This window comes from Brachybacterium sp. GPGPB12 (assembly GCF_038396325.1).
GTDB lineage: Bacteria > Actinomycetota > Actinomycetes > Actinomycetales > Dermabacteraceae > Brachybacterium > Brachybacterium conglomeratum.
The window spans coordinates 2,555,236-2,580,983 of the sequence record NZ_CP149573.1; the positions used below are offsets into that span (position 1 = coordinate 2,555,236).

The following is a 25,748-nucleotide window of genomic DNA, read 5'->3' on the forward strand; positions in this document are numbered from 1 at the left end:
TCGCTCCGTTCCTCCTGATCCTCACGACCGTGCTCTCCTTCGGGACGGCGCTGGGCGTCTCGGCGATCGTCTTCAATCAGATCCTCGACTTCCCGGGCGCGGACGCGGCCGTGCCGCTGTACGGCTTCGTCTTCCTGGTGGCGCTGGGCATCGACTACAACATCTTCCTGATGACACGGGTCAGGGAGGAGGCCAAGGCGCACGGCACACGGGACGGGATCACGCGAGGTCTCGCCATCACGGGCGGCGTGATCACGTCGGCCGGGGTCGTGCTGGCCGCGACGTTCTCAGCGCTCGCCGTCATCCCGATCCTGTTCCTCGTGCGGCTCGCCTTCATCGTCGCGTTCGGAGGCCGCTCGACACCTTCGTCGTGCGCTCTCTCCTGGTCCCGGCGCTGGCCGACGACATCGGCAGGAGGATCTGGTGGCCGTCTCGCCTCGCGCGTGCGGACGCATAGGCGCATCGCACACCGCGCTCGAGGGGGAGCGGGGCCGGCCCTCGGCCACCTCGGACACAATGGCTCCGTGACCTCCACCGCCGCTCTCGACACCGTCCTCGACCTCCTGCGCACCGATCCGCAGAGCGAGGCCGAGCTCGAGCACCTCGCCCGCGAGGCGCGGCTCCTGCCCACCGGCGAGCTCGTCTACCTCGTCGGCGCCCGCCCCGCGACCGAGGCCGCCCTGCTCTTCCGCGTGCTGGACAAGGCGCGCGCTCTCGCCGTCTTCGAGGGCCTCAGCTCCGACCACCAGGCCGAGCTGATCTCCGCCCTGCGCACCCCGCAGGTCGCCGAGATCATCGGCGACCTCGACCCCGACGACCGCGCCTCGCTGTTCGACGAGTCGCCCGCCTCCGTCGCCGAGCGCCTCATGCACGGCCTGGACGCCGACGAGCGGGCGATGACCACCGCGGTGCTCGGCTACCCGCGCCACGCCATCGGGCGCTACATGTCCCCGGAGGTGCTCGCGCCGCGCCCCGACCAGACCGTCGCCGAGGCGCTCGCCGAGGTGCGCGAGCGTGGTGAGGACGCGGAGACCGTGTACCTCCTGCCCGTCGTGGACTCCTCCCGCGTCGTCGCTGGGGGTGGTGGGCCTGCGCCGTCTGTCGCTGACCGATCCGGAGGAGCGCGTGGGCGACCTCGCCCACGAAGCAGTGCGCGCCCGGGCGACCGACGACCGGGAGGAGGCCGCCCGGCGGTTCTTCGCCGCGAAGCCGCTGGCCATGCCGATCGTCGACGCGGAGGAGCGGCTCGTCGGCGTGCTCACCGTCGATGACGCGGTGGAGATCATCGAGCGGGAGAACGCCGAGGACTCCGCCCGCACCAGCGGCTCCGAGCCGCTGACCCGCTCCTATCTCGCCACCCCGATCCTGCGCGTGGTCCGCTCCCGCATCGTGTGGTCGCTGGTGCTGGCGATCTCGGCGATCCTCACCGTGCAGGTGCTGGAGATCTTCGAGGACCGGCTCGATCAGGTGGTCGTGCTCGCCCTGTTCATCCCGCTGCTGACGGGCACAGGAGGCAACACTGGCAACCAGGCCGCGACGACCGTCACGCGCGCGCTCGCCGTGGGGGAGGTGCGCGTGCGGGACCTGCCGCGGGTGGTGTGGAAGGAGCGCGCGTCGGTGCCGTGCTGGGCGCGGTGCTCGGATCCCTCGGCTTCGTGGTCTCCGGGCTCGTCTACGGCCTGTCGATCGGGATCGTGATGGGGCTGACGCCGCTGTCCATCTGCATCATGGCCGCGATCGTCGGCGGGCTGATGCCGCCGCTCGCCAAGCGGATCGGCGCGGACCCGGCCGTGTTCTCCAACCCGTTCATCTCGACCTTCTGCGACGCGACGGGGCTGATCATCTACTTCACGATCGCGACGGTGGTGCTGGGGCTGTGAGACGCGGGTTCAGCCGAGCGCCGCGACGCTGAACCCCGTCGGCGCGAGCGCCGCCAGCCGCTCCCGCAGCAGAGCTCCGACCTCCTCGCGCCGCGCCGCGTCCATCCGCTCGATCGGTCCGGTGACGCTCACCGCGAGCGAGCGCCCGCCGGGGCGCACAAGTGCCACGCCGACGCAGGCGATCCCCGCCTCGTTCTCCTCGATCTCGGAGGCCCAGCCGCGCCGCTGCGCCTCGGCGATGACCTCCGCGAGATGGGCCGAGGTCACCGCGCGGCCGTTGTCGTCCCGTTCGGTGGCTCGGGCGTAGGCCTCCAGGCCCGCGCCGCGGACGCCGTCGGCTGTGAGGATCGCCCGGCCCATCGCGGTGCGGGCCGCGGGGGCCCGGCCGCCCACCCGTGACCACACCCGCAGGGCTCGCTCGGGCTCGACCTTGTCGAGGTAGAGCACGTGCGGACCGTCCAGCCGGCCCAGGTGCACCAGCTCCTGGACCTCCTGCGAGATCGCGGCCAGAGCCGGCGCCATCAGGACGGGGAGGTTCTCCTCCCGCTCGAAGCCGCTCGCGAGCAGCCGGGAGCGCGGCACCCAGGCGGTAGGTCTGGCCCGTGACGGCCTGCTCGGCGAAGCCCCGATGCATCAGCGCGCGCAGCGACCGGTGCGCCGACGCCTTGTTCAGGCCGCTCTCGGCGGAGATGTCGCGCAGGGTCATCCCCTCCGGCCCCGCCTCGGCGAGGACCTCGAGCAGGGACAGCGCCTTGTCGACAGCCGCCGACGGGGGAGGGGCCGGGGGAGGGCGTCGTCGTCATGGGGTCCATTCTCTCCGGGGTCGCCCCCGGCGCCTCGACGTCGAGAGCTGGATCCTCGAGAGTCGTTGCCGACGGGGTCCCGCGCTGTCCATGCGTGTCACGCATGATGAAGCTAGCGTTTCGAAGAGTGGAACGCAAAGCAGTGGAGCCACGCTGACAACTGCGTCGGGCCGGTGCGAAGCCGTTGCATCCCCAATGACCGCATCAACTAGCTGTCGGTTCCGGACGTCGTCTACTGATCGAGGACGCATTTCCTCCACGGACACGAACATCGCGATGCTGCGACTCATGGGCGGTTCGGGCGCGCCGATGCGACAGGGCGAGGTCTGCACGGCGATCCAGTCCGGGATCCTCGAGGGCGGCGAGAACAACGAGTCCATCTACGCGAACCTCTCGCACGACGAGGTCGCGCCGTACTACTCGTGCACACCGCACCTGATGTTCCTTGACTACCTCATCTCCAGCCCGGGAACGCTCGACCGGAGGAGTCGCAGTGCCGCGACTTCCTCGAGCAGGATATCCTCCCCACCACCGAGGAGGAGGGCGAGCTCTGGCGGGGCGGCGGCCGAAGCGCGCTTCTCCGTCTTCTCCGCGCCCGCCCATGCCTCGTCGTACCGAGTGCTACTTCTACTCTGACCTCCCCCAGGAGCCGCCGCCGGCGACGCACCCCAACGCCGCGCTCGACAACGTCGTGCTCACGCCCCATGCCGCCTGGTACACGGAGCAGTCCTATGCCGAGCTCAAGCGACGCACCCTGGAGGGCGTCGCCGACGTGCTCGCCGGACGGAGGCCCAGGAACCTCGTGAACCCCAAGGTCCTCGAGCATCCGCGATTCGCGCGGGTCGACGCGCAGGGCTGATCTCGCCGTGTAGGCGACGGTGCAGAGAGAGGCGCCTCCGCAGATTCCGCGGCGGCGCCTCTTCCTGTGCGCAGCAGGTCAGACGAGGGAGACGATCCCGTAGATGACCAGGACCAGCACGAACCCGGTGAGGGACTCGATGGTCTGCTGCACGGTCCAGGTGCGGAGGGTCGTCTTCACGTCCATCCGAAGGAGCCTGGAGACCAGCCAGAACCCTGAATCGTTGACGTGTCCCGCCAGCACGGAGCCGGCGGCCAGGGCGAGCACGATGCACGCCACCTGCGGCTGACTCAGATCGCTCGCGAGCACTCCGGGCGCGACCAGCGCTGCAGCTGTGGTCAGGGCGACCGTGGCCGATCCCTGGGCGACGCGGATCGCCGCGGCGATGATGTAGGCCGCGAGGATCAGCGGAATGCCGAGCGCCGAGAGCGAGTCGGCGATCGCGTCACCGATCCCGGTGGCTCGCAGCACGCCGCCGAACATGCCTCCCGCGCCGGTGATGAGGATGACCGAGCAGACCGGGCCGAGCGCGTTGTCCAGCGTCCGCTCGATCGCCGTGCCGCTCTTTCCGCGGCGGAAGCCGAGCAGGGCCGTCGTGGCGATGACCGCGATCAGCAGGGCCACCGGGGTCTGGCCGAGCATGCGCAGAGCCTCGACCCAGCCGGCCTCGGCATCCACCACGCCGGCGGTGCCCAGGGCGTCCAGGCCGGTGTTGAGGAGGATCAGGAAGAGCGGGAGCAAAGCAGGAGGAACACCACGGTCCCCGGTCCCGGGGGATTCTCGATCTCCTCCTCCTCGCCGGTCAGCTCGCCGAACACTGCATCCGGGACGTCCACGAAGAAGCGCCTGGCGGCGACCTTGCCCCAGAGATGGCCGGAGACCCACCAGATCGGGAACACGACCAGGAGGCCGAGCAGCAAGCACGTACCCGAGGTTCGCCTCGACGAACTCCGTCGCGGCGACAGGGCCCGGGTGCGGCGGCAGGAACACGTGCATGGTGGACAGCGCGCGCCGCGACCGGAAGTCCGACGGCGATCAGGTTCATCCCGAGCCGCCGCGCGACGGCGTAGACGATCGGGATCATCAGCACGAAACCGGCATCCATGAAGATGGGGAAGCCGATGAACAGCGAGGCGACACCGAGGGCGAAGGGAGCGCGGTGCTCGCCGAAGACGTCGATCATCTTCTCGGCGAGGGCCCGTGCTCCCCCTGAGGTCTCCACGAGCGCACCGAGCATCGCTCCGATCGCCACGAGGAGCGCGACGTTCCCGAGTGTGCTCCCGAAGCCGGAGACGAGCGTGTCCACGACGTTGCCGACGGGTATGCCGGTCGCGAGCGCGGTCAGGAGGCTGACGATGATGAGCGCCAGGAAGGCATGCACCTTGAAGCGCATCACCATCAGCAGAAGCAGGAGGACGGCGACGACTGCGACGCCGATGAGGCCGCCGGTGCCGAGCCAGCTCTCCCAGCCGGTCTCTTCTATCCACTCCATCGTGGTTCCTTTCTGTCGGGCAGGACAGAAGCGCCTGCCCAGGTGGGATGGGGAGGTCGGTCAGGCGATGTGGGAGCCGCCGTTGACGTCGTAGGTCACGCCGGTGAGATAGCCGCCCTCGCGACCGAGGAGGAAGTTGATGACGCCGGCGACGTCGTCGACGGTGCCGACTCGTCCCACAGGGAGCTCCTTCAGGAGGAACTCCTTGCGCTCGTCGGTCAGTCGGCCGCCCATGATGTCGGTGTCGATCGAGCCGGGGGAGACGGTGTTGGCCGTGATCCCGTAGGGGCCGAGCTCCCGCGCGAGGGTCTTGGCGATCCCCATGAGTGCCGCCTTGGACCCGGAGTACGCCGCACGGCCGTACACCCCGCCGCCTCGCTGCGCAGAGGCGCTCGCGATGTTCACGATACGACCGAGGGAATGCTCCACCATGATCGGAGCGACGGCGCGGGTCACGTAGAAGGTGCCGTTGACGTTGATGTCGATGACCCGCTTCCACTCCTCCGAGGTGACCTCGAGGAACGGGACGGGCGAGGAGACTCCCGCGTTGTTCACGAGGCCGACGATCTGCGGGAGCTCGGCCTCGATGCGGGAGACGGCCTCGCCCACCGCCTTCTCGTCGCTGATGTCGACCCCGAGGCCGAGGGTGGGAACGCCGTCTTTGCTCGGCGACCTCCGCCGCGACGCCCTCGCTGGCCGCCTGGTCGAGATCGATCACCGCGACGGCCCAGCCGTCCTTTGCGAGTCGATGTGCGGTCGCGCGGCCGATGCCGCGCGGGGACGCGGCCCCGGTGACGATCGCCGTGGGGGTGGTGGGGAAATCAGATGCCGGGTAGGGCGTCAGCGCCATCGGGTCGCCTCCTTGCAGTGGGACGTCTAGCCGGTCCCGATAGTACACAATATATAATTGGTACGGGAGTGGCCCGCATCGATCGATGAAGAGGTGTGAATGTCATGGACGGCACGACAGCGGTCCTCGGGCTCGGTCCGATGGGCGCACCGATCGCTCGGAACCTGCTGCGCGCAGGGATCCCGCTCCAGGTGTGGAACAGGACTCGCGAGATCGCTCTGCCGTTCGCGGACGAGGGCGCCGAGGTCCGCGACCAACTGGCCGGGATCGACGCGGCCGTGATCCTGTCGGTCCTCCCCGATGTGCCCCATCTGCGCGGGAACCTCACCGAGGAGGTCCTGGAGGCATGGAGTCGAGTCCGCCCGCTCCTGGTGGTCATGTCGACGACGTCGCCTGCGCAGGTGGAGGAGCTCGCCTTCGACCTCGCGCCGTGGGGCATCCGCGTGGCCGACGCACCGATGTCCGGTGGGGATCGCGGGGCGCGGGAGGCGAACCTCAGCCTCATGGTCGGTGCCGAGGAGCGGGACTTCGTCGAGCTCGAACCCGTTCTGCGAGCGCTCGGCCGCACGGTCGTCCGCTTCGGGGGTCCGGGCACCGGGTCGCTGGTGAAGCTCGCGAACCAGGTCGTCGTGGCCGGAACGCTCAGCGCGATCGGCGAGGCCATCGCCCTGGCGGAGCGGGCAGAGGTGGACCCGAGGTCGCTCGTGGAGGTGTTCGAGGGAGGACTCGCCTCCAGCGCAGTGCTCTCCCTGAAGAAGGAGAAGGCGCTCAACGGCGACTACAGCCTGGGCGGGAGCGCCGCCAATCAGCTCAAGGATCTCGTCTACGCCTCCGATGCCGCTGAGCGGCTCGAGGCACACGCTCCGCTGACGCGCATGTCGCAGGGAGTCTTCGACGAGATCGTGCAGTCCGGAGAAGGGGAGCAGGACCACAGCGTCGTGCTCGAGCATTTTCGCCGAGGCGCAGGCCGGCGCAGCAGAGCATCAGCTGTCGCCGAAGACGAGGAGAATCATGGTGGATGAGACAGTCGCGCGAGTCCCGCTGACCGACGCCGTCCACGATCGACTCCTGGAGATGATCATGGACGGGTCCCTCGCCCCCGGGGCGCCGCTTCGCGTCCAGGCCCTGGCGGCACGCCTCGGCGTGAGCCAGACCCCGATCAGGGAATCCCTCGGTCGACTGGCCGGATCTCAGCTGGTGGTCCGGGCGCCGATGCGCGGCTACGCGGTCGCGCCCCTCCTCTCCGACAAGGAGGTCGTCGAGCTCATGCATGCGCGGTCGCTCCTCGAATCGGAGATCGCCGCCCAGGCCGCAGGCGCAGAGGGGCTCGACGACGCCCTTCGGGAGAACCTGGAGCGCTCGCGCCGAGTGGAGGTCGGGCCGGCCTACGAGCACTATCGCGAGTACCTGGAGCTGAGCGCCGAGTTCCACACCCTCATCGGGCAGGCGTGCGAGAACAGGTTCCTCCGCTCCGCGCTGGATTCGCTGCCCGTCCACGTGCGGCGCTTCCGTCTCTTCGGCCCCGAGGGTGTCGATGACGTCCAGGTGTCCCTCGCCGAACACGACGCGGTGCGGCGCGCGCTCGCCACCGGCGACCCGGAGAGCGCCCGGCGCGCTGTGGAGGAGCACATCCGAGGAGTCGAGGCGAGGTCGAGACACTCCCTCGAGCGCTGACCGGCGCACAGGATCCGGCGTGGAGTCCTCGCGCCGCCCCGCTCACCGCGAGACCGGATCCGCCTCCCCGCCGTGCAGGAACGCCTCCAGCGCCGCGCCGTCGGGCGCGCCTTCCCAGTCCCCGGGAGCGGTGCAGGCCAGCGCCCCGCAGGCGTTCGCGCGCTCGAGCCGGGCCGCCACGTCCCGCCCGTCCAGCCGCGCGCTGAGATAGCCGGCGACGAAGGCGTCCCCGGCCCCGACCGTGTCGACCACGTCCACGCGATGCCCGGCCGCCTCGTGCAGCTGAGCGTCCACGAGCGCGGCCGCGCCGTCGGGGCCGAGCTTCGCGACCACCTCGCGGCCGGGCCGGGCGAGCGCGGTCAGGAGCGCGCGGGCATCGTTGCCGTCGATCTGCGGGGCCAGCGGCGCGAGCTCCTCGGTGCCGCCGAAGAGGACGTCCACGTGCTCGAGCACGTCCTCGAGAAGCTCGGCGAGATGCTCGGCGGAGCCCAGGCGGGAGCGGTGGTTCACGTCGAGGCTCACCGTGGTGCCCGCCGCGACCGCGCGCTCCACGGCGACGCGCACGGCCTCCCGTGCGGAGGGGGACAGCAGCGGGGTGATGCCGCTGACGTGCAGGATCTCCGCCTCCTCGATCAGCCCGTCGGGAAGATCCGCGGGGGAGAGGGCGGAGGCCGCGGAGCCGGCGCGGTAGTAGTCCACGCGCGTGGTCGTGCCCGTCGGGCGGGACTTCAGCATCAGCCCCGTCGGCCGCTCGGGATCCACGGCGCGGCCGCACCTCGACGCCCTCGCCCCGGATCTCCCGCACCACCCGCGTGCCCAGCGGATCGGCGCCGACCCGGCTGATCCAGGCGGCCTGCACCCCCAGTCGCTGCAGTCCGATGGCGAGGTTCGACTCGGCGCCGCCCAGGGAGATGTCGACCGACGGGAGGTGCGCGAGCGAGCCGATCATGCCGCTGCGCAGCGGCGCCATGGTCTCGCCGACGGTCACCACACGGGCGCGTGCGCTCATGCCCCGGCCTCTCGCGTGGTCACGGCGACGAACTGCGCCGCCCGCTCCGCGAGCGCCTCGAGGCTCCCGCCGGAGAGCGCATCGCCCAGCAGCGGTCCGCCGACGGAGACCGCGTCGGCCCCGGCGCGCGACCAGGCCTGCGCGGCCTCGAGGTCCACGCCGCCCGAGGGCACCACGCGGATCCCCGGAAAGGGGCCGCGCAGGTCCTTCACGTAGCCGGGCCCCACGACCGAGGCGGGGAACACCTTCACCGCCGCCGCCCCCGCGGCCCAGCCCGCGTGCGGCTCGGACGGGGTCAGCCCGCCGGGCACGATCGCGATGCCGGCCTCGGCGGCCGCCTCGAGCAGGTCCGCACGGGTGATCGGGGTGACGATGTAGTGCGCGCCCTGCCGCACGGCCGTGGCCAGGTCCGACGGGTCCGTGACGGTGCCGATCCCGATGTCCATCCGGTCCCCGAAGCGCTCGAGCGGCTCCGGCGGCGCCTCGAGCGTGCCGGGCGTGGACAGCGTCAGCTCGACGGAGCGGATGCCGGCGCCTGCGAGGGTCTCGAGCACAGGGGCGTACTGGTCCGCCTCACGTCCCCGGATCACGACGATCAGACGGGCGGCGGCGGTGCGCTCGGGGAGCGGGGGACGGGCGGTGTCGGTCATGCGGGTCTCCTGGGAGGTCGGGCGGGCGGCGGACGGGCTCAAAGGGCCAGCAAGCACCTTGGCGGAGCGGGAGGCGTCCCGCGCGGTGGCGAACGCCTCCTCCGCCTTCTCGAGCGGGACCGTCTGGGAGACCACGGCGTCGAAGCGCGCATCGCCCGCGAGCGGCTCGATCGCCTCGTCGATCTCGACGTCGAAGCGCTGGGTGCCGCGCGGCTGGACCTCCTTGGACACGAGCGCGGCGAGGTTCACCGGGATGTCCTTGTCGGGAAGGATCGCGACCTGCACGATGATCCCCGCGGGCCGCACGGCCTGGACCGCGGAGGACAGCGAGACCGGCGCGGCCGAGCACTCGAGGACCACGTCGTAGGAGTTCGCCTCGGGCGTCTCCTCGGTGACCAGGATCGTGCGCTCCGCTCCGAGGGCGGCGGCGCGCTCGAGCGGCTCCGGGCGCACGTCGGTGACGTGCACAGAGGCGGCGCCGCGGTGCAGCAGCGAGGCGACGGCGAGAAGGCCGATCGGCCCCGCGCCCAGCACGAGGCAGTCCTTGCCCGCCACGTCGCCGGCGATCGTGACCGCGTGCAGGGAGACGGCCAGCGGCTCGGCCAGCGCACCCCGCTCCAGCGGCGCGACTCCGGCGAAGACGCGCAGGTTCGCGCGGTCGATCACGAGGTATTCGGCGGCGGCGCCCTGGCGGTGCGGGCTCACCGAGGCGCCGCCCAGGTAGTCGCCGCCCGGCCACAGGTGGGGGCGGTCCTCGATGCCGGGGGCGCTGGTGCCGTAGCGGGCGGGGTGCACGGTGACGGGGGTGCCCGGGGCGAGCTCGCCGCTGGGGTCCAGGTCCACCACGGCCGAGAGCTCGTGGCCCGGGATCAGCGGCTCCGTGATGACAAAGGCGCCGTTCGCGCCGTTGTAGTAGTAGTGCAGGTCGGAGCCGCAGATGCCGACGTAGGCGACCTTCAGCCGCACCTGCCCCTCCTCGGGCTCGACGGTCGGGACGTCCTCGAGGCGGGCGTCCTCGGCGGCATGGATGAACAGGGCCTTCATCAGCGGTTCTCCTTCAGGGATGCGTCCAGGGCCTCGGCGGCCGCGGCGCGCGGACCCGAGGTGACGAGGGTGGTCAGCGCGCACCGACCAGGTCGGCGAACTCCTCGCGGGCAGCGAGCTCCTCGGTGAGGCGACCGCTCTCGAGCAGGATCCTCGCATGCTCCGACGGGGAGGTCGCCCGGGCGGCGACCTCCTGCAGACGGGCCTGCGCGGGGTCGGTCATCGCGCGCGCCTGCTCGCCCGGGTCGAACCCGCGCGGCGGGACGACGCAGGCGAACCAGGCGGCGACAGTGAGGGCGAGCGGCGCGGGCGTGCGGCCGGCCTCGAGATGGTGCAGGGCCGGGACGGGGATCCGCCGCGGCGACCGCATCGACCCGTCGGAGCCGACCTGGCGGGTGCGGTGGCCGAGGTCGTGGTTGTGCCAGCGGTGCGCGAGGTCCTCGAGATAGGCGTCGGGGTCGAAGCCCGCGGGCAGGTCGATCGTGGGCGGCATCTCCTCGCGGATCAGGCGCATCGTCGCCTCCGCGATCCAGTCCTGGTCGAAGGCCTCGGGGATGATGACCCGGCCGTCGAGCGCCCCGAGATACGCGATCAGGGAGTGGGGGCCGTTGAGCAGGCGGAGCTTCACCTGCTCGTAGCGCTCGACCTCGGAGGCGTCGGGCGTGAGGATCGCGCCGCCGCGCTCCCAGGCGGGGCGTCCCGCGGCGAAGTCGTCCTCGACCACCCACATCGAGAACCGCTCGGCGCGCACCGGGGCCTCGTCCCGCACGCCCAGCGCGCGGTGACCTCGTCGCTCGTCGCCGCGGTGGTGGCCGGGACGATCCGGTCCACCATCGCGTCGGGGAAGGAGACCTGCTCCCGCACGAAGCGCAAGACGTCCTCGGGGGCGCTCGAGAGCTCGAGGAACTCCTCCACCATCCGCCGCGCGGTGCGACCGGCGGCGGAGACGTTGTCGCAGGGCGCACGGTGAACGGCTCCCCGCCCTCTGCGCGGGCGGCGAGGCCCCGGGCGAGCAGGCCGATCACGGTGCGCGGCGTGCCGGCGCCCTCGAGGTCGGCGCGCAGGGCAGGGTCGTCCGCGTCCAGCCGGCCGGTGCGCGGGGAGACGTAGTAGCCGCCCTCGGAGACGGTGAGGGTCAGCAGGCGGCGCCGCGGGTCCGCGATCTCGCGCACCACCCGGTCCGGCTCCTCGGTCATCACGCCGAACCCGCGGTGCACGTCCACCAGGTCCGCGCGGGTGCCCGCGTCGGACATCTCGAGGACGGAGTAGATCCCGTCCTGCCTGGCCATCGGCTCGATCACCGAGCGCGAGCGGTTCGCGAAGCCGATGATGCCCCAGTCGCCCTCCTCCGCGGCGAGGGCGCGGGCGGTGTGCACGGCGGCGTGCGCGCGATGGAAGGCGCCGAGGCCCAGATGGATGATGCCGGCACGCGCCGGGTCCAGCGGGGCGGAGGCCCCGAGTCGCGGCAGGCCGCCGAGGCGGGAGCGGTCGAGCCGGGGTGCGGGGGCGACGTCGGACACGGGACCTCCTGGTCGATGCGAGATCGCGGGGACGCCGCGATGCGATGTCCCGAGGGCGGCGCGGGTCGCTGCTCGAGCATCGCACCCCGTCGTGCGTTTTGCATAGCAGAACGCATGTTTCGGAACACGCAACAGCTTAGCAAGGCGGGCGTCCGACGGGAATCTCCGCGGCCGACGGCCCGACGAGCGGGCCCCGGGACGTCTCCTCGCATCCCGGGGCCCCGACCGTCGGCCGACCCGCTCGCCGGCCGGGCCGCCGGCTGTCAGACCTCGTCGCCGGCGGTGATCGCCTCGGCCTCCTCGGCGGCGCTCAGATGGTGCTCCTGGCCGACCGCGGCGAGGTGCCGTCGGCCGATCGTCAGCATGGCCATGCTGAGCGCGAGGGCGAGCGCCGCGAGCAGGTAGGGGGCGCCGGCGGTGGTCGCCGCCGCGAGAGGGGCCCGCCACGGCCGGCGCGATCGCGCCGCCCAGGAAGCGCACGCCCGAGTACGCCGAGCTCGCCACGCCGCGCGGCAGGTCGGTGGCCTCCATGACCGTCTCGGTCAGCGCCGTGTTCATGATGCCCAGCAGCGACCCGCCGATCACGATCAGCACGATCATCGCGGCCATCGAGGTGTGCACCAGGGCGAGCACCGCCATCAGCACGGTGAGCAGGCCGAGCGTGGTCAGCGGCGTCGGGATCAGGCCCAGGCGGCGCGTCAGCACGGGCGCGGCGAACACCGAGGTGATCGCGAGCGCGAGGCCCCAGCCGAAGAACACCCCGCCGATGCCCATCGCGCCGAACTCCATGCCGTGCGCGGCCGCGGCGGCCTCGAGCGGGAAGGGGGAGTAGGCCAGCAGTGTGAAGAAGCCGAAGTTGTAGAAGATCGCGGTCAGCGCCAGGGTGCGCGGCGCCGGGTTCCCCAGTGCCCGCAGGGCCGCGAGCGGCGAGACGTGCGCGGGCTTCGCCTCGCGCCGCAGCGCACCGCGATCGCAAGCGCGCCGATGCCCATCAGCACCGCGGTGCCGGCGAAGGGGGCGCGCCAGGAGACGGAGCCGAGCAGGCCGCCGAGGAGCGGCCCGAGCGCCATGCCGATCCCGAGCGCGGTCTCGTAGAGGATGATCGCGCCGCCGCTCGGGCCCGCGGTCGCGCCGACGATCGCGGCGAGCGCGGTCGAGATGAACAGGGCGTTGCCGAGGCCCCAGCCCGCCCGCAGGCCGATGATCTCGTTGACGGACCCGGCGCCGGAGGCGAGCGCAGCGAAGAGCACCACGAGCACGAGGCCGATCATCAGCGTGCGCTTCACACCGACGGCGGAAGCGAACCAGCTGGTGAAGAACATCGCGATCGCGGTGATGAAGAGATAGCTGGTGAACAGCAAGCATCGCCTGCGAGGGGGAGGCGTCCAGCCGCTCGCTGATCGCGGGGAGGATCGGGTCCACCAGGCCGATGCCCATGAAGGACACGGTCGCGGCGAAGGCGATCGCCCACACCGCGCGCGGCTGGTGGAAGGCGTCGCGCAGGGTGGGCGCGGAGGAGCTTGCGCCCGTGGAGGGGGATGTCGAGGGATCAGTGTCCGTCGAGGTCATGCGGTGCTTCTTCCGGGGGAGAGGAGGGATGGTCGGTGACGCGGCCGGTCCGCCCGAGGGGCGTCGCCGACGGGTCAGCGGTCGTGGGACTCGAGGAGGTCCGCGAGGATCTCGGAGGCGCGGGCGAGGGTCGCGAGATCCTCGGTCGCCAGGGGCTCGAGGAGGGAGCCGACGCCGGTGGCGAGTCGCCCGCGCCAGGCGGCCAGGCGCGCGGAGCCGGCCTCGGTGGTGCTGACCAGCGAGGAGCGGGAGTCGGTCGGGTCCGCCTCGCGGCGCACCAGCCCCTCCTCCTCGAGCCGCTTGATCACAGTGGTGGCCGTCGGGCGGGAGACCCGCTCGCGCTCGGCGATCTCGCTCAGGCGCGGCGGCCCGAGACGCTCGATCGTCGCCACCACCCGCCAGGACACCGTGCCGACGCCGACGTCCGAGCGCCGCGCGGCGAGCCGGGCGAACTGGGCGCACACGAGCGCGAGGTGCCGCGGGAGCTCCTCGAGCGCGGGGTCGGCGGCCGACGGGTCCTGGTGGGGCGGCGGTGTTCTGGTCACGGCGACCGATAGTAGTTCGCATTGCTAACTATTGCAAGGGGTGCGAGTGCGTCGCCCGCCGCCGCCTCGGGATCCCGCGTCGTCTCACCTGCCGGTGCGACCGTTCCTCCACAACGGTCATCGATCCACTTCTGCGCAGGTGACGGTGCAATCCGGGTCCGCGTCGACTGGACTGGGGAGCCGCACTCCTGTCACTCGGTCGGAGGACGTCATGACGCTCATCGCCCCACCACCCGCACCCGGCCCCGAGCCCGACCCGTCGGCGTCCGGCCCTGACGCCGACCTGCCCACACACGGGCTCGACGCCGCCCCGCCCGCACTCGGCTCTCGCCGCCCCGCCGGCGCGGCTCGACCGTGAGGACGCCGAGCGGCTCGGCCTGCGAATCCAGCACCAGGCCGCGGTGATCGCCCAGGCCACGTGTGAGTTCCTGTTGATGCTCGCGGAGTTCGACGCCCGCGAGGGGGTGCGGTTCTACGAGGGCCTGAAATCGACCGCGCACTGGCTCGGCTGGGCCTGCTCGATGGCCGCAGGCACTGCGAGGGAGCACCTCCGCGTCGCCCGCGCCCTGCCGGAGCCGCCGCTCACCGTCGCCGAGTTCGGTGCCGGCCGGCTCTCCTATTCCAAGGTCCGCGAGATCACCCGCGTCGTGGGCCGCGTCGAGGAGGAGGTCCTGGTCGAGATGGCCCGCGCGATGACCGCCGCCCAGCTCTCCCGCACCATCTCCTCCTTCCGGGCGGTCGACGGTTCCCGGCTCGACCAGGAGTCGCGTCGTGAGGCGCGCTGGCACGTGCGGGAGGACGGCATGGTCGAGATCCGCGCAGTGTCGCCCGCGGAGACCGGTGCCGAGCCGCTCACTGCCCTGGATCTCGCGCTGGGCCGCGACGGCACGAGTCCGCCCACGAGCACGGCTCTGCCCTCGAGCACAGAACCGGTCGCGATTACCGAGCGCTGCGCCGAGATCACCGCCGAGGCGACTCTCGAACAGCGTCGGGCCGACGCCCTCCACGACATCGCCCGCACCTACCTCGCCGCCGAGCCCGACGACCGCTCCGGCGAGGACCGCCACCTCGTGGTCGTGCAGGTCAGCGCCGAGTCGCTCGTCGAGGACGTTCCCGCGGGAACGCTTCCGCGTCGCGGCGTCGTCGGCGGCGGGCCCCTCGAGCACCGCACCGCCGAGCGACTCGCCTGCACCGGGAAGGTCTCGCTCGCCATCTCCGACGTCCACGGGGAGATCCTCCACCTCGGACGCGCCCGGCGCCTCGCCTCCCGGGCCCAGCGTCGCGCCCTGCGGCTCCGCGACGGGACCTGCGTGTTCCCCGGAGCGCCACCAGAGCAAGCACCTGGACGCCCACCACCTCACGCCCTGGTCAGAAGGGGGACCGACGGATCTTGACGAGCTCGCGCTGCTGTGTCGGCGCCACCACGTGATGGTCCACGAGGGCGGGTCGCGGCTGGTCCATAGCCGGTCCGCGTCCTCGGGCAGCAGGGCTCAGCCGGCGGCGTCCCGGGAGCTCGCTCCGTCAGCAGTCTCATCGGCGGCCGCGTCGACGGGCGCAACGGCGGCCCCGTCGGCCTGGACGCCGCGCTTCCAGGTGCTCGACGAGGCCGGCCGCCCGGTCCAGGCACGATGGCCCGCGATGCTCGAGCGGCTGATCCTCCGCCCGGATGTGCCGACGGACGACACGGCACCCTGCACCGAGGGAGGAGCCGGAGCGGCGGCGGCTGACGAGGCCGAGGGTGACGGTCCGGTCGGCGAGGATCACTCCACGACGGCTGGCAGAGCTCCCGGCACGCCAGACGGCCAAGACCCCGAACGGATCGCCGCCACCACGGGCGGGGAGGGCTTCCGCCTCGCCGACTGCGTGCAGGCGCTGTGCGAGAGCGTGCTGGTCAGGGCGGCGTGAGCACCCCGAGCATGACGGAGGGGCCTGACGCGCGTGTGCGCATCAGGCCCCTCGTGTCGGACTCGACGAGACGTCGGGCTCAACGGCCCGTGAGCTCCTTCGCCGCCTCCTGGGCCTTGAGCGCCAGCTCGACGGCCTTGAAGGCGTGCTCCTGGGTCATCGCGTTCTCGGTGCGGTGACGACGTCGAGCACCAGCTCGCCGAAGAAGGGGTAGCCGACGTTCCCGTCGGCCTCGAGGCGGTGCTCGCCCTCGGAGTCCACCAGGATGACCTGGTTGGGGCCGTTGTCGGTGGTGACGTCGACGTACTTGCGCGACTCGAGGTAGCCCTCGGTGCCGACCACGAAGGTGCGCCCGTCGCCCCAGGTGCGCAGGCCCGACGGGGTGAACCAGTCCACGCGGACGAAGCCCGTCGCCCCGGAGGAGAGCGCGACGTGCGCGTCGCCGAAGTCGTCGAGCTCGGGATGCTCGGGGTGGCCGAAGTTGCCGATCGAGGAGGAGAGGATCTCCGCGTCCTCGGAGCCGGTGAAGGTGAGCATCTGCTCGAAGTTGTGCGAGCCGATGTCGGTGAGGATGCCGCCGTAGCGGGCCCGCTCGAAGAACCAGTCGGGACGGGTCGAGGGATCGCCCAAGCGGTGCGGGCCCATGCCGGTGACCTGCAGGACCTTGCCGATCGCACCCTTCTGGATGAGCTGGGTGGCGAGCACCGCGGCCTCCACGTGGATGCGCTCGGAGTAGTAGACCATGTACTTCTTCCCGGTCCGCGCGACGGCCGCCTTCGCCTCGGCGAGTCGCTCGAGGGAGATCAGCGGGGTCTTGTCCGTGAAGTAGTCCTTGCCGGCCTCCATCACGCGGATGCCGAGCGGGGCCCGGTCCACGGGGACGGCCGCCGCGGCGACCAGATGCACCTCCGGATCGGCGAGCACCTCCTCCTCGCTCGAGGCGATGGTGACCTCGGGGAACTGCTCCTTGAACGCGGCGGCACGCTCGGGCCGCGGATCGAACACCCACTTCAGCGTGCCGCCCGCGCCGAGCAGGCCCTGGGTCATGCCGCCGATGTGGCCGTGGTCGAGATGCATCGCGGCGAACACGAACTCGCCGGGCTCGACCACCGGCTTCGGCATCGCGGCGGGGGCGTAGTTCGCGCCTTCGGAGACGGCCATCGACAGTCCTTTCGGTCGAGAGTGCGGGCTGGGCCCCGGTCGTGGTCGCCATCAGTGTCGTGCATCACGAGGTGCGATGGCGCGGAGTGCCGGGGGTTGCCAGGCGCGCGAGGCGACGCCGCCCCGCGGGCCGCGACCTCCGTCGGCCCTCCTTCCGGCGTGACCTCGGACAACCCCGGCTCGTCCGTCACGGCCGACGGGCCTATCGTGGACCTGAACCCACACTGCGGTGCCCGTGCACGAGCGCGCCCGTCCCGCTCGAGGGCGGGCCCGGGAAGGACCCCCGTGATCGACGCCCTCGCGAACAGCCCCCTGCTCACGCTGTTCCTGGTCGTCGCGACCGGTGCCGTGCTCGGCGCGATCCCGTTCGGCCGGATGCGCTTCGGCGCCGCGGGCGCCCTGTTCACGGGCCTGGCACTGTCCGCGCTCGCCCCGCGGCTCGGCGACGGCATGCAGATCGTGCAGACCCTCGGGCTCGCGCTGTTCGTCTACACCGTCGGCATCTCCGCCGGCGCCACCTTCTTCGCCACCCTGAACAAGCAGCCGCCGGCTGCTCGGGGCCGCGACCGTCGCCACCGTCGTCGCCGCGATCGCGACGATCCTGCTCGGCGGCGTGCTCGGGATCGAGAAGGACCTGGGGCTGGGCCTGTTCACCGGCGCGCTCACCGCCGCGCCCGCGCTCGACGCCGCCTCGCGCCTGACCGGCACGACGGGCCCGTCCGTCGGCTACTCCTTCGGCTACCCGATCGGCGTGATCGTCGGGATCGCGATGGTCTCCGTGGTCGTGGGCCGCGCCTGGCCGGGTAGGCGCGACACCCCCGCGCTCGCCGGGACCAGCCTCACCTCCACCACCGTGCGCGTCCACCGCGACGTGAACCTGCGCGACGTGCCGCAGTGGTACGAGCAGCGGGTCCGCTTCTCCTACCTGCGCCGCGACGGGAAGGTGCGCGTGATCGTGCCCGGCGAGGACCTGCTGGCCGGGGACGAGGTGGTCGCCGTCGGGATGCCCGAGGTGGTCGAGGAGGTCGTCGCCGAGCTCGGCGAGCGCTCGGACCGGCACATCGCCCACGACCGCTCCCTGGTCGAGTTCACGCGCATGACCGTCTCGAACCCGGACCTCGCCTCCCGCTCCATCGCCGAGCTGAACCTGCCCGTCCGCTTCGGCGCCGTGGTCACCCGGGTGCGGCGCGGCGACCTCGAGCCGCTCGCTCGCGACGACCTGATCCTCGAGCCGGGGGACCGCATCGCCGTGGTCGTGGACCGCGGCGAGCTCGACGCCGTGCACCGCTTCCTCGGCGACTCGGACCGCAAGGCCAGCGAGCTCGACGTGCTCTCCCTCGGCCTCGGGCTCATGCTCGGCGTCGCGCTCGGCATGATCACCGTGCCGCTCCCCGGCGGGGGCGCCTTCGCCCTCGGCCCGGCGGCCGGCCCGCTGATCGTCGGCATGGCGCTCGGCGCGGCGCGCCGCACCGGCCCGATCGTCTGGTCCCTGCCCGCCGGCGCGAACACGACCGTGCGCCAGCTCGGGTCGCTGCTGTTCCTCGCCGCGCTCGGCCTCACCGCCGGGCCCGAGGTCGCCTCCGTCCTCGCCTCCCCGACGGCCTGGCGCGCCGCGGCGCTCTCCGTGGTCGTCGCGGGCGTCAGCGCGTGGTGCCGCTGCTGGCCGCCCGCTGGGTGCTGGACCTCTCCGCCGCCCGCGCCGCCGGCGCGGTGGCCGGCTTCCTCGGACAGCCCGCGGTGCTGGACGCCGCGAACTCCCGGAAGGCCGACGAACGGATCGAGACCGCCTACGCCACCCTCTTCGCCTTCTCGATGGTGGTGAAGATCCTGCTGGTCCCGGTGATCTGGAACGTGTGACATAGCGTTCGCCCATGGAGCTGTTCACCACGACCTGGTCCGCGCGCGCGTCGCGCGGTCGGCGACCTGCCGGCGGGCGCCTTCGATCTTCCCTCGGGATGCCGTGGCTGGCTGGTGCGCGACCTCGCCTCTCATCTCGTGATCGACGCGCAGGACGTGCTGATCACGCTGGCGACCCCCGCCGAGGACGCCCCGACGGCGGACGCGCTGAGCTACTGGACCCCGACTCCCACCCCGCCCGACCGCACCGACCCGCACGACGCCCTCACCGTGCGCCTCGCCGCCGCGTACGAGGACCCGGACCTGCTGAAGGGCCACCTCGAGGACCTCGGCGGCGCCGCCGAGCGCGCCGCGCCGCTCGCCGAGCCGGACCTGCCCGTCGCCATCCAGGGCATGAGCCTGACCGTGCGGGACTTTCTGCACGCCTACGTGCTCGAGTGGACGTCGCATCATCTCGACCTCGTCGCCCACCTCGACCCCGAGGACGCCCCCGCCCCTCCGCCCGTCGAGGGCCTAGCTGAGGCCCGCGACATGGTCGAGCGCCGACTGCGGGCGCGCCTGCCTGCGGGATGGGCCGACGCCGACGCGCGCGCCTGGCGACTGGGCGCGAGACGCTCACCGATGCGCGGCGGGCCGAGCTCTGCGAGCTCGGCCCGCGCGGGGAGATCGCCGCTGTCCTTCGGGTGAGCGGCCCCGTCGTCAGCCGGCGACCACCGCGCCGTCGGCCGCGGTCAGCGGCACCGCCGCCGGACGCTCGACGGTGCTCGCGATCTCTACGCGCGCCCCGCCGTGAGCGGCCTCGAGCACCCCGTTCATCACCTCGAGCACGTGCTGGCCGAGCTCGCCGGAGGCCCGCAGGTCCGCGCCGCGCACGGCCATGTCCTGCGACCCGATCCCGCGACCGGCCTGCTCGAACCCGCCGGTCACGGGCAGGGTCTCCCAGCCCTCGCCGCCGAGCGGGTGCAGGCGCACGTCCCCGTCGAAGCGGTTCGGATCCGGGACGGCGAGGGACCCGGCCGTGCCGTGGATCTCGATCGGGTGGGCGGCGGTCGCCACCGCGTCGAAACTCATCACGAGCGTGGACAGCACCCCCGACTCGTGCACCAGCACCCCGGTGACATGCGTGTCCGTGGTGACGGGGATGGTCTCGCCCTCGCGGGGCCCGGAGCCGATCGTGCGCTCGGTGCGCGACCGGCTCGCCGCACCGATCACGGCCTCGACCGGGCCCAGCAGCGTGACCAGGGCGTGGATGTAGTACGGGCCCATGTCCAGCGGCGGGCCGCCGCCGGGGACGTAGTAGAAGTCCGGTCGCGGATGCCAGCGCTCATGGCCCGGCGTGACCATCGTGGCGGTCGCCGCGATCGGCGTGCCGATCACGCCGTCGTCGATCACCGCGCGGGCGGTCTGCGTGCCGGTGCCGAGCACGGTGTCCGGGGCGGAGCCGGTGAGCACACCCGCCGCAGCGGCCGCGGCGAGCACGCGGGCGCCCTCCTCGGTGGTGACCGCGAAGGGCTTCTCCGAGTAGACGTTCTTGCCCGCGGCGATCGCGCGCAGGTCCACCTCGGCGTGCGCGGCGGGGATGGTGAGGTTCAGGACGGTGTCCACCTCGGCGTCGGCGATCAGCTCGTCGACGGTGAGCACCCGCACCCCCTCGCGCCCCTCGGCCGCGGCCTCCGCGCGGGAGCGGTCGAGGTCCGCGACGGCGACGAGCCGCACGTCGGGCAGGCGGTCGAAGCTCTCCAGGTACTGGCGCGAGATGACCCCGCGACCGATCATGCCGACCTTCATCGGGTCGCCTCCTTCGCTCGGGTCCTGCCGTGGTCGCCGTAGGGCATGTCGCGCCGCGCGCGGCCCAGAGCAGGCCCCGCTCGACGAGCGTGCGGACGTTCGGGTCCTCGAGCACTTCGACGCGGTGCCCGGGCGTGGTCACGAAGATCCGCCCCTTGCCCCACAGTCGCGTCCACAGCGCCGGGGAGGTGATCTCCCGGTGCCACGGGTCCCAGTCGCGCACCTTCTGGGTGGTGGTGGCGAGGACGTCGCAGTAGTCGTCGGCCAGCACCCAGTACTGCTCGGTGACCAGGTCGAAGTCGCTGATCCCGGCGGTGATCGGGTGGTCCGCCGCCTCCGGGAGCAGGTTCACGGTGTAGGGGACGTAGTTGTCGGCCTGCTCGCCTGTGCGCTCGTCGGGGTGCTTGCCGGGATGGCGACCGAACTGGCCGCCGATGAGGGTGAGGTAGTCGGACTCGCTGCGGTAGCTGTCGGCGATCCCGCCGTGCCAGCCGGCCATGCCGGTGCCGGCCTCGATCGCCGCGCGCGGCCCTCGAACTGGGGCCGCTCGATGGTGCTCATGGTGTTGCACTGGACGATCAGGTCGACCGTGGCCATGTACTCGGCATCGGCGTAGATCGCCGGCGACTCCTCGATGCGGACGCTGAACCCGTTCTCCTCGAGGAAGGGGATGAACAGGTCGGTGGCCTCGACGGGCTGGTGGCCGTCCCAGCCGCCGCGGACGACGAGGGCGACTCGGGTGGGGGCGGTGCTCATGCGGTGGTCTCCTCGGTGGTGGGGTGCTGGGGGCCGACGGCGGTCCAGCGCGAGCCGTCGGCGTCGCTCGCCTCGACGGCGGCGAGGACGCGCTGGACGTGCGCGCCTCGGCGAAGGAGGGCGAGGGGTCGGTGCCCTCGCCGATCGCGCGGACCAGGTCGGCGATCTCGTGGGTGAAGGTGTGCTCGTAGCCGAGGCCGTGGCCGGTGGGCCACCAGGCCGCGGCGTAGGGGTGCTCCGGCTCGGTGGTGAGCACGCGGGTGAAGCCCTGGCGGCCCGCCGGGGCGGTGGCGTCGTAGATCTCCAGCTCGTTCATCCGCTCGAAGTCGAAGGCGACCGAGCCGTTCGCGCCGTTGATCTCCACGCGCATCGCGTTCTTGCGGCCCTGCGCCATGCGGGTCGCCTCGAAGGTGCCGAGCACGCCGCCGGCGAAGCGGGCGGAGAACAGGGCGACGTCGTCGACCGTGACCTGGCCGCGCTCGCCGGAGGCATCGCCCTTCCCGCCGAGGCCCTGCGCGGTTCCGGCCGCGGGACGGGTGGGGACGACGGTGGCGAGGGTGCCGGAGACCTGCTCGATCTGGGTGCCGGTGATCCACTGGGTCAGGTCGATGACGTGCGCGCCGATGTCCCCGAGCGCCCCGGAGCCGGCCTTGTCCTTGTCGAGCCGCCAGGTCATCGGGGCGTCGGCGTCCGAGAGCCAGTCCTGCAGATACTGGGCGCGCACCTGCCGGATCTCGCCGACGAACCCATCGGCCACCAGCTGGCGCGCGTAGGCGAGCGCCGGGGTGCGGCGGTAGGAGAAGCCGCAGATCGAGCGGATCCCTCGGGCCGCGGCGTCGGCCGCCGCGACCGCCATCTCCTCGGACTCCGCGACCGAGTTCGCCAGCGGCTTCTCGCACAGCACGTGCTTGCCCGCCGCGAGCGCCGCGAGCGCGATCTCGTGGTGCGTGTCGCCCGGGGTGCAGATGTCGATGACATGGATCTCGGGGTCCTCGATCAGGTCCTGCCAGCGCGTGGTGTGCCGGGCGAAGCCGTACTGCTCGGCGGCATCGGCGACCGCGGAGGCGGTGCGGCCCGCGATGGTGTGCGCGACCGGGGTGGCCGGCAGGTCGAAGAAGCGGTGCGCGGTGCGCCAGGCGTGGGAGTGGGCGGCGCCCATGAAGCCGTAGCCGATCAGGCCGACGTTCAGGGGGGTCGAGCGGGCAGGCGTCGAGGTCACGAGGGGACGTCTCCTTGCAGTTCGCGAGCGGGGTCGGGGGTCACTTCCCGGAGCCGGCGGTCATGCCGCTGACCAGGTAGCGGCGGCCGAAGGCGTACAGGATCACGATCGGGATCGAGGACAGCACCACGGCGGCCATCACGACCGGGACGTTGGTGGCGTACTCGCCCTGGAAGCTCCACAGTGCCAGCGGCAGGGTGCGCTTGTCCGGGCTCTGAGTGAGGATCAGCGGGAACAGGAAGCCGTTCCAGGACATCAGCGCCTGGTACACCGCGACCGTCACGAGCGCCGGGCGCACGATCGGGAAGGCGAGGCGCCACATCTTCTGCCACTCGGTGGAGCCGTCGACGTCCATCGCCTCGAAGAGCTCCTTGGGCACATCCCGCAGGGAGTTCGAGATGATCAGGATGCTCAGCGGCAGGCCGAAGGCGATCGCCGGGATCATCAGCGCGGCCAGGGAGTCGTACATCCGCATCGAGATGATCATCAGGTAGATCGGCACGATGGTGGCCTGCACGGGGATCGCCAGTCCCAGCAGGAACAGACTCCGCATCGGGCTGAACACCCGGCGGGTCCCGCGCACGAGGGAGTAGCTGGCCATGAAGGCCATCAGGACCAGGGGGATCACGGTGCCCACGGCGACCAGCACGCTGTTGAGCAGGTACTGGGTGAAGTCTGCCTCGAGGACCGCGGTGACGTTCTCGAACGCCAGCGGCAGCGAGGGCGAGCACCGGGTTGGAGCCGAAGTAGGTCGAGATCGACTTGAGGCTGGTGATCAGCACGAAGTAGATCGGGAGCAAGACGAAGGCGAGCCACAGCCAGCCGAAGGCCCCACCTATCCAGTTGCGCTTCATGTCAGGCTCCTTCCATCTGGCTGGCGGCGGAGTCCTTGCCGCCGAGACGCCGCACGCCGAGGGCGAGACCCAGCCCGAGCACCACGAGCATCACGGCGAGAGCGCTCGCGACGCCCATCTCGTTGCCGCGGAAGCCGGTGAGGTACATGTCCAGCGGGAGGATCCGGGTGGCGGCGCCCGGGCCGCCCTGGGTGAGCACGAAGATGATGTCGAAGTAGGTCAGGGCACCCACCACCATCAGGGTCGAGGAGGTGATGAGGGTGTACTTCAGCTGGGGCAGGGTGATCGAGAAGAACTGTCGCACGCGGCCCGCCCCGTCGATCTCCGCCGCCTCGTACATCGAGCGGGGGATCTGCCGCACCGCGCCCTGGTAGATGAGGGTGTGGAAGGGGATGAACTGCCACGCGATGATGAACAGCGGCACCACCCAGACCAGCACGGAGTCGCCCAGCCAGTTCTGCTTGAGCAGCGGCATGTCCAGGCCGTTGGCGAGGCCGAAGTTGGGGTCCAGCAGCGACTTGAAGGTGATCGCGATCGCCGCGGAGGAGAGCAGCAGCGGCAGGAAGTACAGGATCGCGAGCACGTTGCGGTACCGCTGCGGGCCCGCCAGGAAGGCTCCGAGCAGGATGCTCATCGGGGTCTGCAGCGACCAGGTCGCGACGATCATGAGCAGGACCAGCCCGAGGCCGTTCCAGGTGCTGGACCTCCCGAGCGCTTCGATCCAGCTGGTCAGTCCGGTGAACTCGATGGCGCCGATCCCGTTCCAGGTGGTGAAGGAGAGCGCCACGACCCCCACCAGCGGGCGCAGCGCGAACACCGCGAAGAACAGCAGTGCCGGCAGGACGAAGAGGAGGTGGGAGATCTTCACCCGGTCCTCGCGAGGACGACGGACCGACGGGGTCGAGCGCGCCGACTCCGCGCGCTGGACCCCCGCCCCGGTGGCGGGGAGGGCGGACTCCCTGGACAGGGCCGTCATGCTCAGGCCCCCTTGCCGGTGCTCATGTTCTCGGCGAACTGCTCGGCGGTGATCGCGCCGAGGAAGAGCCGCTCGGTGTTCACCAGCAGAGTCTCGGCGTCAGTGGGCTGAAGGGCCTGGTCCCAGGACTGCGTGAAGGCGGGGGCCTCCTGGATCGAGGAGTAGACCCACTGGAGGTACTCGGCGTCCTCGCTCGCGGCGAGGGCCTCGTCCTGGCCGACGATCACGGGGACCGAGCCGGAGGCGATGAGGTCGGTGGCGACCTGGTCGGACATCGCCCCGTCCTTGAGGAACGCCTTGGCCACCTCGACGGACGTGTCGTCCGCCGCCGAGGAGAGCGAGAGGTAGTTGCAGGGGTTGCCGACCAGGTTCTTCAGCTCGCCGGCACCGCCCTCGATCGTGGGGAACGGGCCGAAGCCCAGATTGCCGCTCGGTACGAACTCCCCGCCGCTGGCCTTCATGTCGCCGAAGGTCCAGCCGCCGTGGAGCATGAGGGCGGCCTGGTCGGTCCAGAGCAGGGCCTGGTCCGTGTTGGAGTCGGCGGCCATGGACTCGAAGCCGTCGGCGAAGGCCTTGATCTCGAGCGACTCGTGGACCTTCTCGCCCATCGCGAGGACGGCGTCGTCGAGCCACGCCTCCTTGTCGCCGGCGGCGATCTTCGCGAAGACCTCGGGGCCGCCGACGCGGTCCAGGAGGTACTCGAGCCACATCATCGAGGTCCACCTCGACTGCCCGGCGAGCGAGATCGGCGCGATGCCGGCGGACTTCGCCTTCTCGACCACGCCCAGGAGGTCCTCCCAGGTCTCCGGCGCCTCGGCGCCGATGTCGCCGAGCACCTTCTTGTTGTGGAACAGGATGATGGGCTGAGTGGCGCCCTGGGGGAGGGCGTAGATCTTGTCGTCCACCGTCGCGGCGTCCCAGACGGACTCGACGAATCGGTTCTTGTAGTCCGCCTCCTCGTCCAGCCAGGCGGTGACGTCCAGGACCTGCGACTCCTCGGCGTACGTGCGCAGACCGCCGCCGCCCCAGCCGTAGATGATCGTCGGCGCCTCACCCGCGCCGATCGCGGTGCGGATCTTCTGCTTGTAGGCATCGTTCTGGAAGAACGTGACCTCGACCTGACCTGCATCACTCTCGTTGAAGGCGTCCACGGCGTCGCCGTAGATCGTCTCGTTGGGCTCGCCGGACAGGGCCCAGTAGGAGGCGCTGTCGCCGCCTCCGCCTCCGCCGGTGCCGCCGGGTCCGGAGGTGCCGCAGGCGCCGAGGGTGAGGACGGAGAGCCCGGCGGTGGCGCCGAGCATGCCCCGACGGGTGAGTGAAATGTTTCGCATGACCTG

At 71.9% G+C, this 25,748-nt stretch carries 24 protein-coding genes and 8 pseudogenes; 13 read left to right on the top strand and 19 right to left on the bottom strand.

The window, feature by feature from the left end; all coding sequences use genetic code 11:
* Window positions 1–29: 29 nt before the first annotated feature.
* Window positions 30–1,271: an MMPL family transporter gene (locus WKH84_RS14850; RefSeq protein ID WP_341854208.1), complete on the top strand. Its 1,242-nt coding sequence runs from the start codon at window positions 30–32 to the stop codon at window positions 1,269–1,271.
* Window positions 1,189–1,880: pseudogene (locus WKH84_RS14855) on the top strand (magnesium transporter); the annotation flags it as partial. The gene WKH84_RS14850 and the pseudogene WKH84_RS14855, both read left to right, overlap by 83 nt.
* Before the next feature lie 9 nt (window positions 1,881–1,889).
* On the opposite strand, the gene WKH84_RS14860 reads toward WKH84_RS14855, so the two are convergent.
* Window positions 1,890–2,462 (bottom strand): IclR family transcriptional regulator C-terminal domain-containing protein, encoded by a 573-nt coding sequence (locus WKH84_RS14860; RefSeq protein ID WP_341854209.1) that lies wholly within the window; start codon window positions 2,460–2,462, stop codon window positions 1,890–1,892.
* A gap of 416 nt (window positions 2,463–2,878) precedes the next feature.
* Between WKH84_RS14860 and WKH84_RS14865 the strand changes: the two genes are divergently transcribed.
* Together WKH84_RS14865 and WKH84_RS14870 are read left to right on the top strand one after the other, a co-directional pair.
* On the top strand, window positions 2,879–3,319 hold the full coding sequence (locus WKH84_RS14865; protein WP_341854210.1) for a hypothetical protein: 441 nt from the start codon (window positions 2,879–2,881) through the stop codon (window positions 3,317–3,319).
* Window positions 3,320–3,374: 55 nt separating this feature from the next.
* Window positions 3,375–3,542: a hypothetical protein gene (locus WKH84_RS14870; RefSeq protein ID WP_341854211.1), complete on the top strand. Its 168-nt coding sequence runs from the start codon at window positions 3,375–3,377 to the stop codon at window positions 3,540–3,542.
* A gap of 78 nt (window positions 3,543–3,620) precedes the next feature.
* On the opposite strand, the gene WKH84_RS14875 is transcribed toward WKH84_RS14870, so the two are convergent.
* From WKH84_RS14875 to WKH84_RS14890, 4 genes and pseudogenes are all read right to left on the bottom strand, one after another.
* Window positions 3,621–4,538 carry a GntP family permease gene (locus WKH84_RS14875; protein WP_341854212.1) on the bottom strand — a complete coding sequence of 306 codons (918 nt, stop codon included), beginning with the start codon at window positions 4,536–4,538 and terminating at the stop codon, window positions 3,621–3,623.
* A gap of 28 nt (window positions 4,539–4,566) precedes the next feature.
* Window positions 4,567–5,034: pseudogene (locus WKH84_RS14880) on the bottom strand (SLC13 family permease); the annotation flags it as partial.
* Window positions 5,035–5,094: 60 nt separating this feature from the next.
* Window positions 5,095–5,643: an SDR family NAD(P)-dependent oxidoreductase gene (locus WKH84_RS14885; protein WP_341854213.1), complete on the bottom strand. Its 549-nt coding sequence runs from the start codon at window positions 5,641–5,643 to the stop codon at window positions 5,095–5,097.
* 103 nt (window positions 5,644–5,746) lie between these two features.
* Window positions 5,747–5,884 (bottom strand): annotated as a pseudogene (locus WKH84_RS14890) (hypothetical protein); the annotation flags it as partial.
* A 104-nt stretch (window positions 5,885–5,988) separates the two neighbouring features.
* Here WKH84_RS14890 and WKH84_RS14895 point away from each other — a divergent pair.
* Window positions 5,989–6,906 carry an NAD(P)-dependent oxidoreductase gene (locus WKH84_RS14895; RefSeq protein WP_341854214.1) on the top strand — a complete coding sequence of 306 codons (918 nt, stop codon included), beginning with the start codon at window positions 5,989–5,991 and terminating at the stop codon, window positions 6,904–6,906.
* A complete protein-coding gene (locus tag WKH84_RS14900) occupies window positions 6,896–7,558 on the top strand; it encodes a GntR family transcriptional regulator (RefSeq protein WP_341854215.1) in 663 nt (220 codons plus the stop codon). Before WKH84_RS14895 ends, WKH84_RS14900 begins: the two co-directional genes overlap by 11 nt.
* Before the next feature lie 42 nt (window positions 7,559–7,600).
* On the opposite strand, the gene WKH84_RS14905 is transcribed toward WKH84_RS14900, so the two are convergent.
* The 4 genes and pseudogenes from WKH84_RS14905 to WKH84_RS14920 form a co-directional block, all read right to left on the bottom strand.
* Window positions 7,601–8,293 (bottom strand): sugar kinase, encoded by a 693-nt coding sequence (locus WKH84_RS14905; RefSeq protein WP_341854216.1) that lies wholly within the window; start codon window positions 8,291–8,293, stop codon window positions 7,601–7,603.
* A 94-nt stretch (window positions 8,294–8,387) separates the two neighbouring features.
* Window positions 8,388–8,567, bottom strand: a pseudogene (locus tag WKH84_RS14910) (PfkB family carbohydrate kinase); the annotation flags it as partial.
* A complete protein-coding gene (locus tag WKH84_RS14915; RefSeq protein WP_341854217.1) occupies window positions 8,564–10,261 on the bottom strand; it encodes a zinc-binding dehydrogenase in 1,698 nt (565 codons plus the stop codon). The gene WKH84_RS14915 and the pseudogene WKH84_RS14910, both read right to left, overlap by 4 nt.
* 73 nt (window positions 10,262–10,334) lie before the next feature.
* The gene (locus WKH84_RS14920) at window positions 10,335–11,012 is read right to left on the bottom strand and encodes a hypothetical protein (protein WP_341854218.1); all 678 of its coding nucleotides are present in this window, start codon (window positions 11,010–11,012) and stop codon (window positions 10,335–10,337) included.
* A gap of 30 nt (window positions 11,013–11,042) precedes the next feature.
* On the opposite strand from WKH84_RS14920, the gene WKH84_RS14925 reads away from it, so the two are divergent.
* Window positions 11,043–11,231 (top strand): hypothetical protein, encoded by a 189-nt coding sequence (locus WKH84_RS14925; protein ID WP_341854219.1) that lies wholly within the window; start codon window positions 11,043–11,045, stop codon window positions 11,229–11,231.
* A 1,060-nt stretch (window positions 11,232–12,291) separates the two neighbouring features.
* On the opposite strand, the pseudogene WKH84_RS14930 reads toward WKH84_RS14925, so the two are convergent.
* The 3 genes and pseudogenes from WKH84_RS14930 to WKH84_RS14940 form a co-directional block, all read right to left on the bottom strand.
* Window positions 12,292–12,741: pseudogene (locus tag WKH84_RS14930) on the bottom strand (MFS transporter); the annotation flags it as partial.
* Window positions 12,654–13,142, bottom strand: a complete 489-nt coding sequence (locus WKH84_RS14935; RefSeq protein ID WP_341854220.1) for an MFS transporter — start codon at window positions 13,140–13,142, stop codon at window positions 12,654–12,656. The pseudogene WKH84_RS14930 and the gene WKH84_RS14935, both read right to left, overlap by 88 nt.
* 282 nt (window positions 13,143–13,424) lie before the next feature.
* On the bottom strand, window positions 13,425–13,895 hold the full coding sequence (locus WKH84_RS14940; protein WP_341854221.1) for a MarR family transcriptional regulator: 471 nt from the start codon (window positions 13,893–13,895) through the stop codon (window positions 13,425–13,427).
* Between the two features lie 211 nt (window positions 13,896–14,106).
* Here WKH84_RS14940 and WKH84_RS14945 point away from each other — a divergent pair, with 211 nt between their 5' ends.
* From WKH84_RS14945 to WKH84_RS14955, 3 genes are all read left to right on the top strand, one after another.
* Window positions 14,107–14,253 (top strand): hypothetical protein, encoded by a 147-nt coding sequence (locus WKH84_RS14945; RefSeq protein WP_341854222.1) that lies wholly within the window; start codon window positions 14,107–14,109, stop codon window positions 14,251–14,253.
* A gap of 43 nt (window positions 14,254–14,296) precedes the next feature.
* The gene (locus WKH84_RS14950) at window positions 14,297–15,289 is read left to right on the top strand and encodes a DUF222 domain-containing protein (RefSeq protein WP_341854223.1); all 993 of its coding nucleotides are present in this window, start codon (window positions 14,297–14,299) and stop codon (window positions 15,287–15,289) included.
* Between the two features lie 199 nt (window positions 15,290–15,488).
* Complete coding sequence (locus WKH84_RS14955) at window positions 15,489–15,800, top strand: hypothetical protein (protein ID WP_341854224.1); 312 nt, start codon at window positions 15,489–15,491, stop codon at window positions 15,798–15,800.
* Window positions 15,801–15,956: 156 nt separating this feature from the next.
* On the opposite strand, the gene WKH84_RS14960 is transcribed toward WKH84_RS14955, so the two are convergent.
* Window positions 15,957–16,961: a Gfo/Idh/MocA family oxidoreductase gene (locus WKH84_RS14960; protein ID WP_341854225.1), complete on the bottom strand. Its 1,005-nt coding sequence runs from the start codon at window positions 16,959–16,961 to the stop codon at window positions 15,957–15,959.
* On the opposite strand from WKH84_RS14960, the pseudogene WKH84_RS14965 reads away from it, so the two are divergent.
* The 3 genes and pseudogenes from WKH84_RS14965 to WKH84_RS14975 form a co-directional block, all read left to right on the top strand.
* A pseudogene (locus WKH84_RS14965) lies at window positions 16,872–17,492 on the top strand (hypothetical protein); the annotation flags it as partial. The gene WKH84_RS14960 and the pseudogene WKH84_RS14965 sit on opposite strands and share 90 nt — an antisense overlap.
* Before the next feature lie 70 nt (window positions 17,493–17,562).
* Window positions 17,563–18,783: a TrkA C-terminal domain-containing protein gene (locus WKH84_RS14970; protein WP_341856913.1), complete on the top strand. Its 1,221-nt coding sequence runs from the start codon at window positions 17,563–17,565 to the stop codon at window positions 18,781–18,783.
* A 101-nt stretch (window positions 18,784–18,884) separates the two neighbouring features.
* Window positions 18,885–19,505 carry a maleylpyruvate isomerase N-terminal domain-containing protein gene (locus tag WKH84_RS14975; protein ID WP_341856914.1) on the top strand — a complete coding sequence of 207 codons (621 nt, stop codon included), beginning with the start codon at window positions 18,885–18,887 and terminating at the stop codon, window positions 19,503–19,505.
* Between the two features lie 12 nt (window positions 19,506–19,517).
* Here the strand turns inward: WKH84_RS14975 and WKH84_RS14980 are convergent, their stop codons facing one another.
* From WKH84_RS14980 to WKH84_RS15005, 6 genes and pseudogenes are all read right to left on the bottom strand, one after another.
* Entirely contained in the window at window positions 19,518–20,606 is a 1,089-nt protein-coding gene (locus WKH84_RS14980; RefSeq protein WP_341854226.1) for a Gfo/Idh/MocA family oxidoreductase, read from the bottom strand.
* A 55-nt stretch (window positions 20,607–20,661) separates the two neighbouring features.
* A pseudogene (locus tag WKH84_RS14985) lies at window positions 20,662–21,362 on the bottom strand (ThuA domain-containing protein); the annotation flags it as partial.
* Window positions 21,359–22,521: pseudogene (locus WKH84_RS14990) on the bottom strand (Gfo/Idh/MocA family oxidoreductase). The pseudogenes WKH84_RS14990 and WKH84_RS14985, both read right to left, overlap by 4 nt.
* A 100-nt stretch (window positions 22,522–22,621) precedes the next feature.
* Complete coding sequence (locus WKH84_RS14995; RefSeq protein WP_341854227.1) at window positions 22,622–23,230, bottom strand: carbohydrate ABC transporter permease; 609 nt, start codon at window positions 23,228–23,230, stop codon at window positions 22,622–22,624.
* 206 nt (window positions 23,231–23,436) lie between these two features.
* On the bottom strand, window positions 23,437–24,411 hold the full coding sequence (locus WKH84_RS15000) for a sugar ABC transporter permease (RefSeq protein ID WP_341854228.1): 975 nt from the start codon (window positions 24,409–24,411) through the stop codon (window positions 23,437–23,439).
* 2 nt (window positions 24,412–24,413) lie between these two features.
* Entirely contained in the window at window positions 24,414–25,742 is a 1,329-nt protein-coding gene (locus WKH84_RS15005; RefSeq protein ID WP_341854229.1) for an extracellular solute-binding protein, read from the bottom strand.
* Window positions 25,743–25,748 lie beyond the last annotated feature (6 nt).

Excerpts from the sequence above, each read along its gene's own strand:
- WKH84_RS14895 (WP_341854214.1), top strand. The coding sequence starts at position 5,989 with ATGGACGGCACGACAGCGGTCCTCGGGCTCGGTCCGATGGGCGCACCG.
- WKH84_RS14905 (WP_341854216.1), bottom strand. The coding sequence starts at position 8,293 with ATGCTGAAGTCCCGCCCGACGGGCACGACCACGCGCGTGGACTACTAC.
- WKH84_RS15000 (WP_341854228.1), bottom strand. The coding sequence starts at position 24,411 with ATGACGGCCCTGTCCAGGGAGTCCGCCCTCCCCGCCACCGGGGCGGGG.
- WKH84_RS14945 (WP_341854222.1), top strand. The coding sequence starts at position 14,107 with ATGACGCTCATCGCCCCACCACCCGCACCCGGCCCCGAGCCCGACCCG.
- WKH84_RS14980 (WP_341854226.1), bottom strand. The coding sequence starts at position 20,606 with ATGAAGGTCGGCATGATCGGTCGCGGGGTCATCTCGCGCCAGTACCTG.
- WKH84_RS14875 (WP_341854212.1), bottom strand. The coding sequence starts at position 4,538 with ATGCACGTGTTCCTGCCGCCGCACCCGGGCCCTGTCGCCGCGACGGAG.
- WKH84_RS15005 (WP_341854229.1), bottom strand. The coding sequence starts at position 25,742 with ATGCGAAACATTTCACTCACCCGTCGGGGCATGCTCGGCGCCACCGCC.
- WKH84_RS14865 (WP_341854210.1), top strand. The coding sequence starts at position 2,879 with ATGACCGCATCAACTAGCTGTCGGTTCCGGACGTCGTCTACTGATCGA.
- WKH84_RS14915 (WP_341854217.1), bottom strand. The coding sequence starts at position 10,261 with ATGAAGGCCCTGTTCATCCATGCCGCCGAGGACGCCCGCCTCGAGGAC.
- WKH84_RS14900 (WP_341854215.1), top strand. The coding sequence starts at position 6,896 with ATGGTGGATGAGACAGTCGCGCGAGTCCCGCTGACCGACGCCGTCCAC.
- WKH84_RS14960 (WP_341854225.1), bottom strand. The coding sequence starts at position 16,961 with ATGGCCGTCTCCGAAGGCGCGAACTACGCCCCCGCCGCGATGCCGAAG.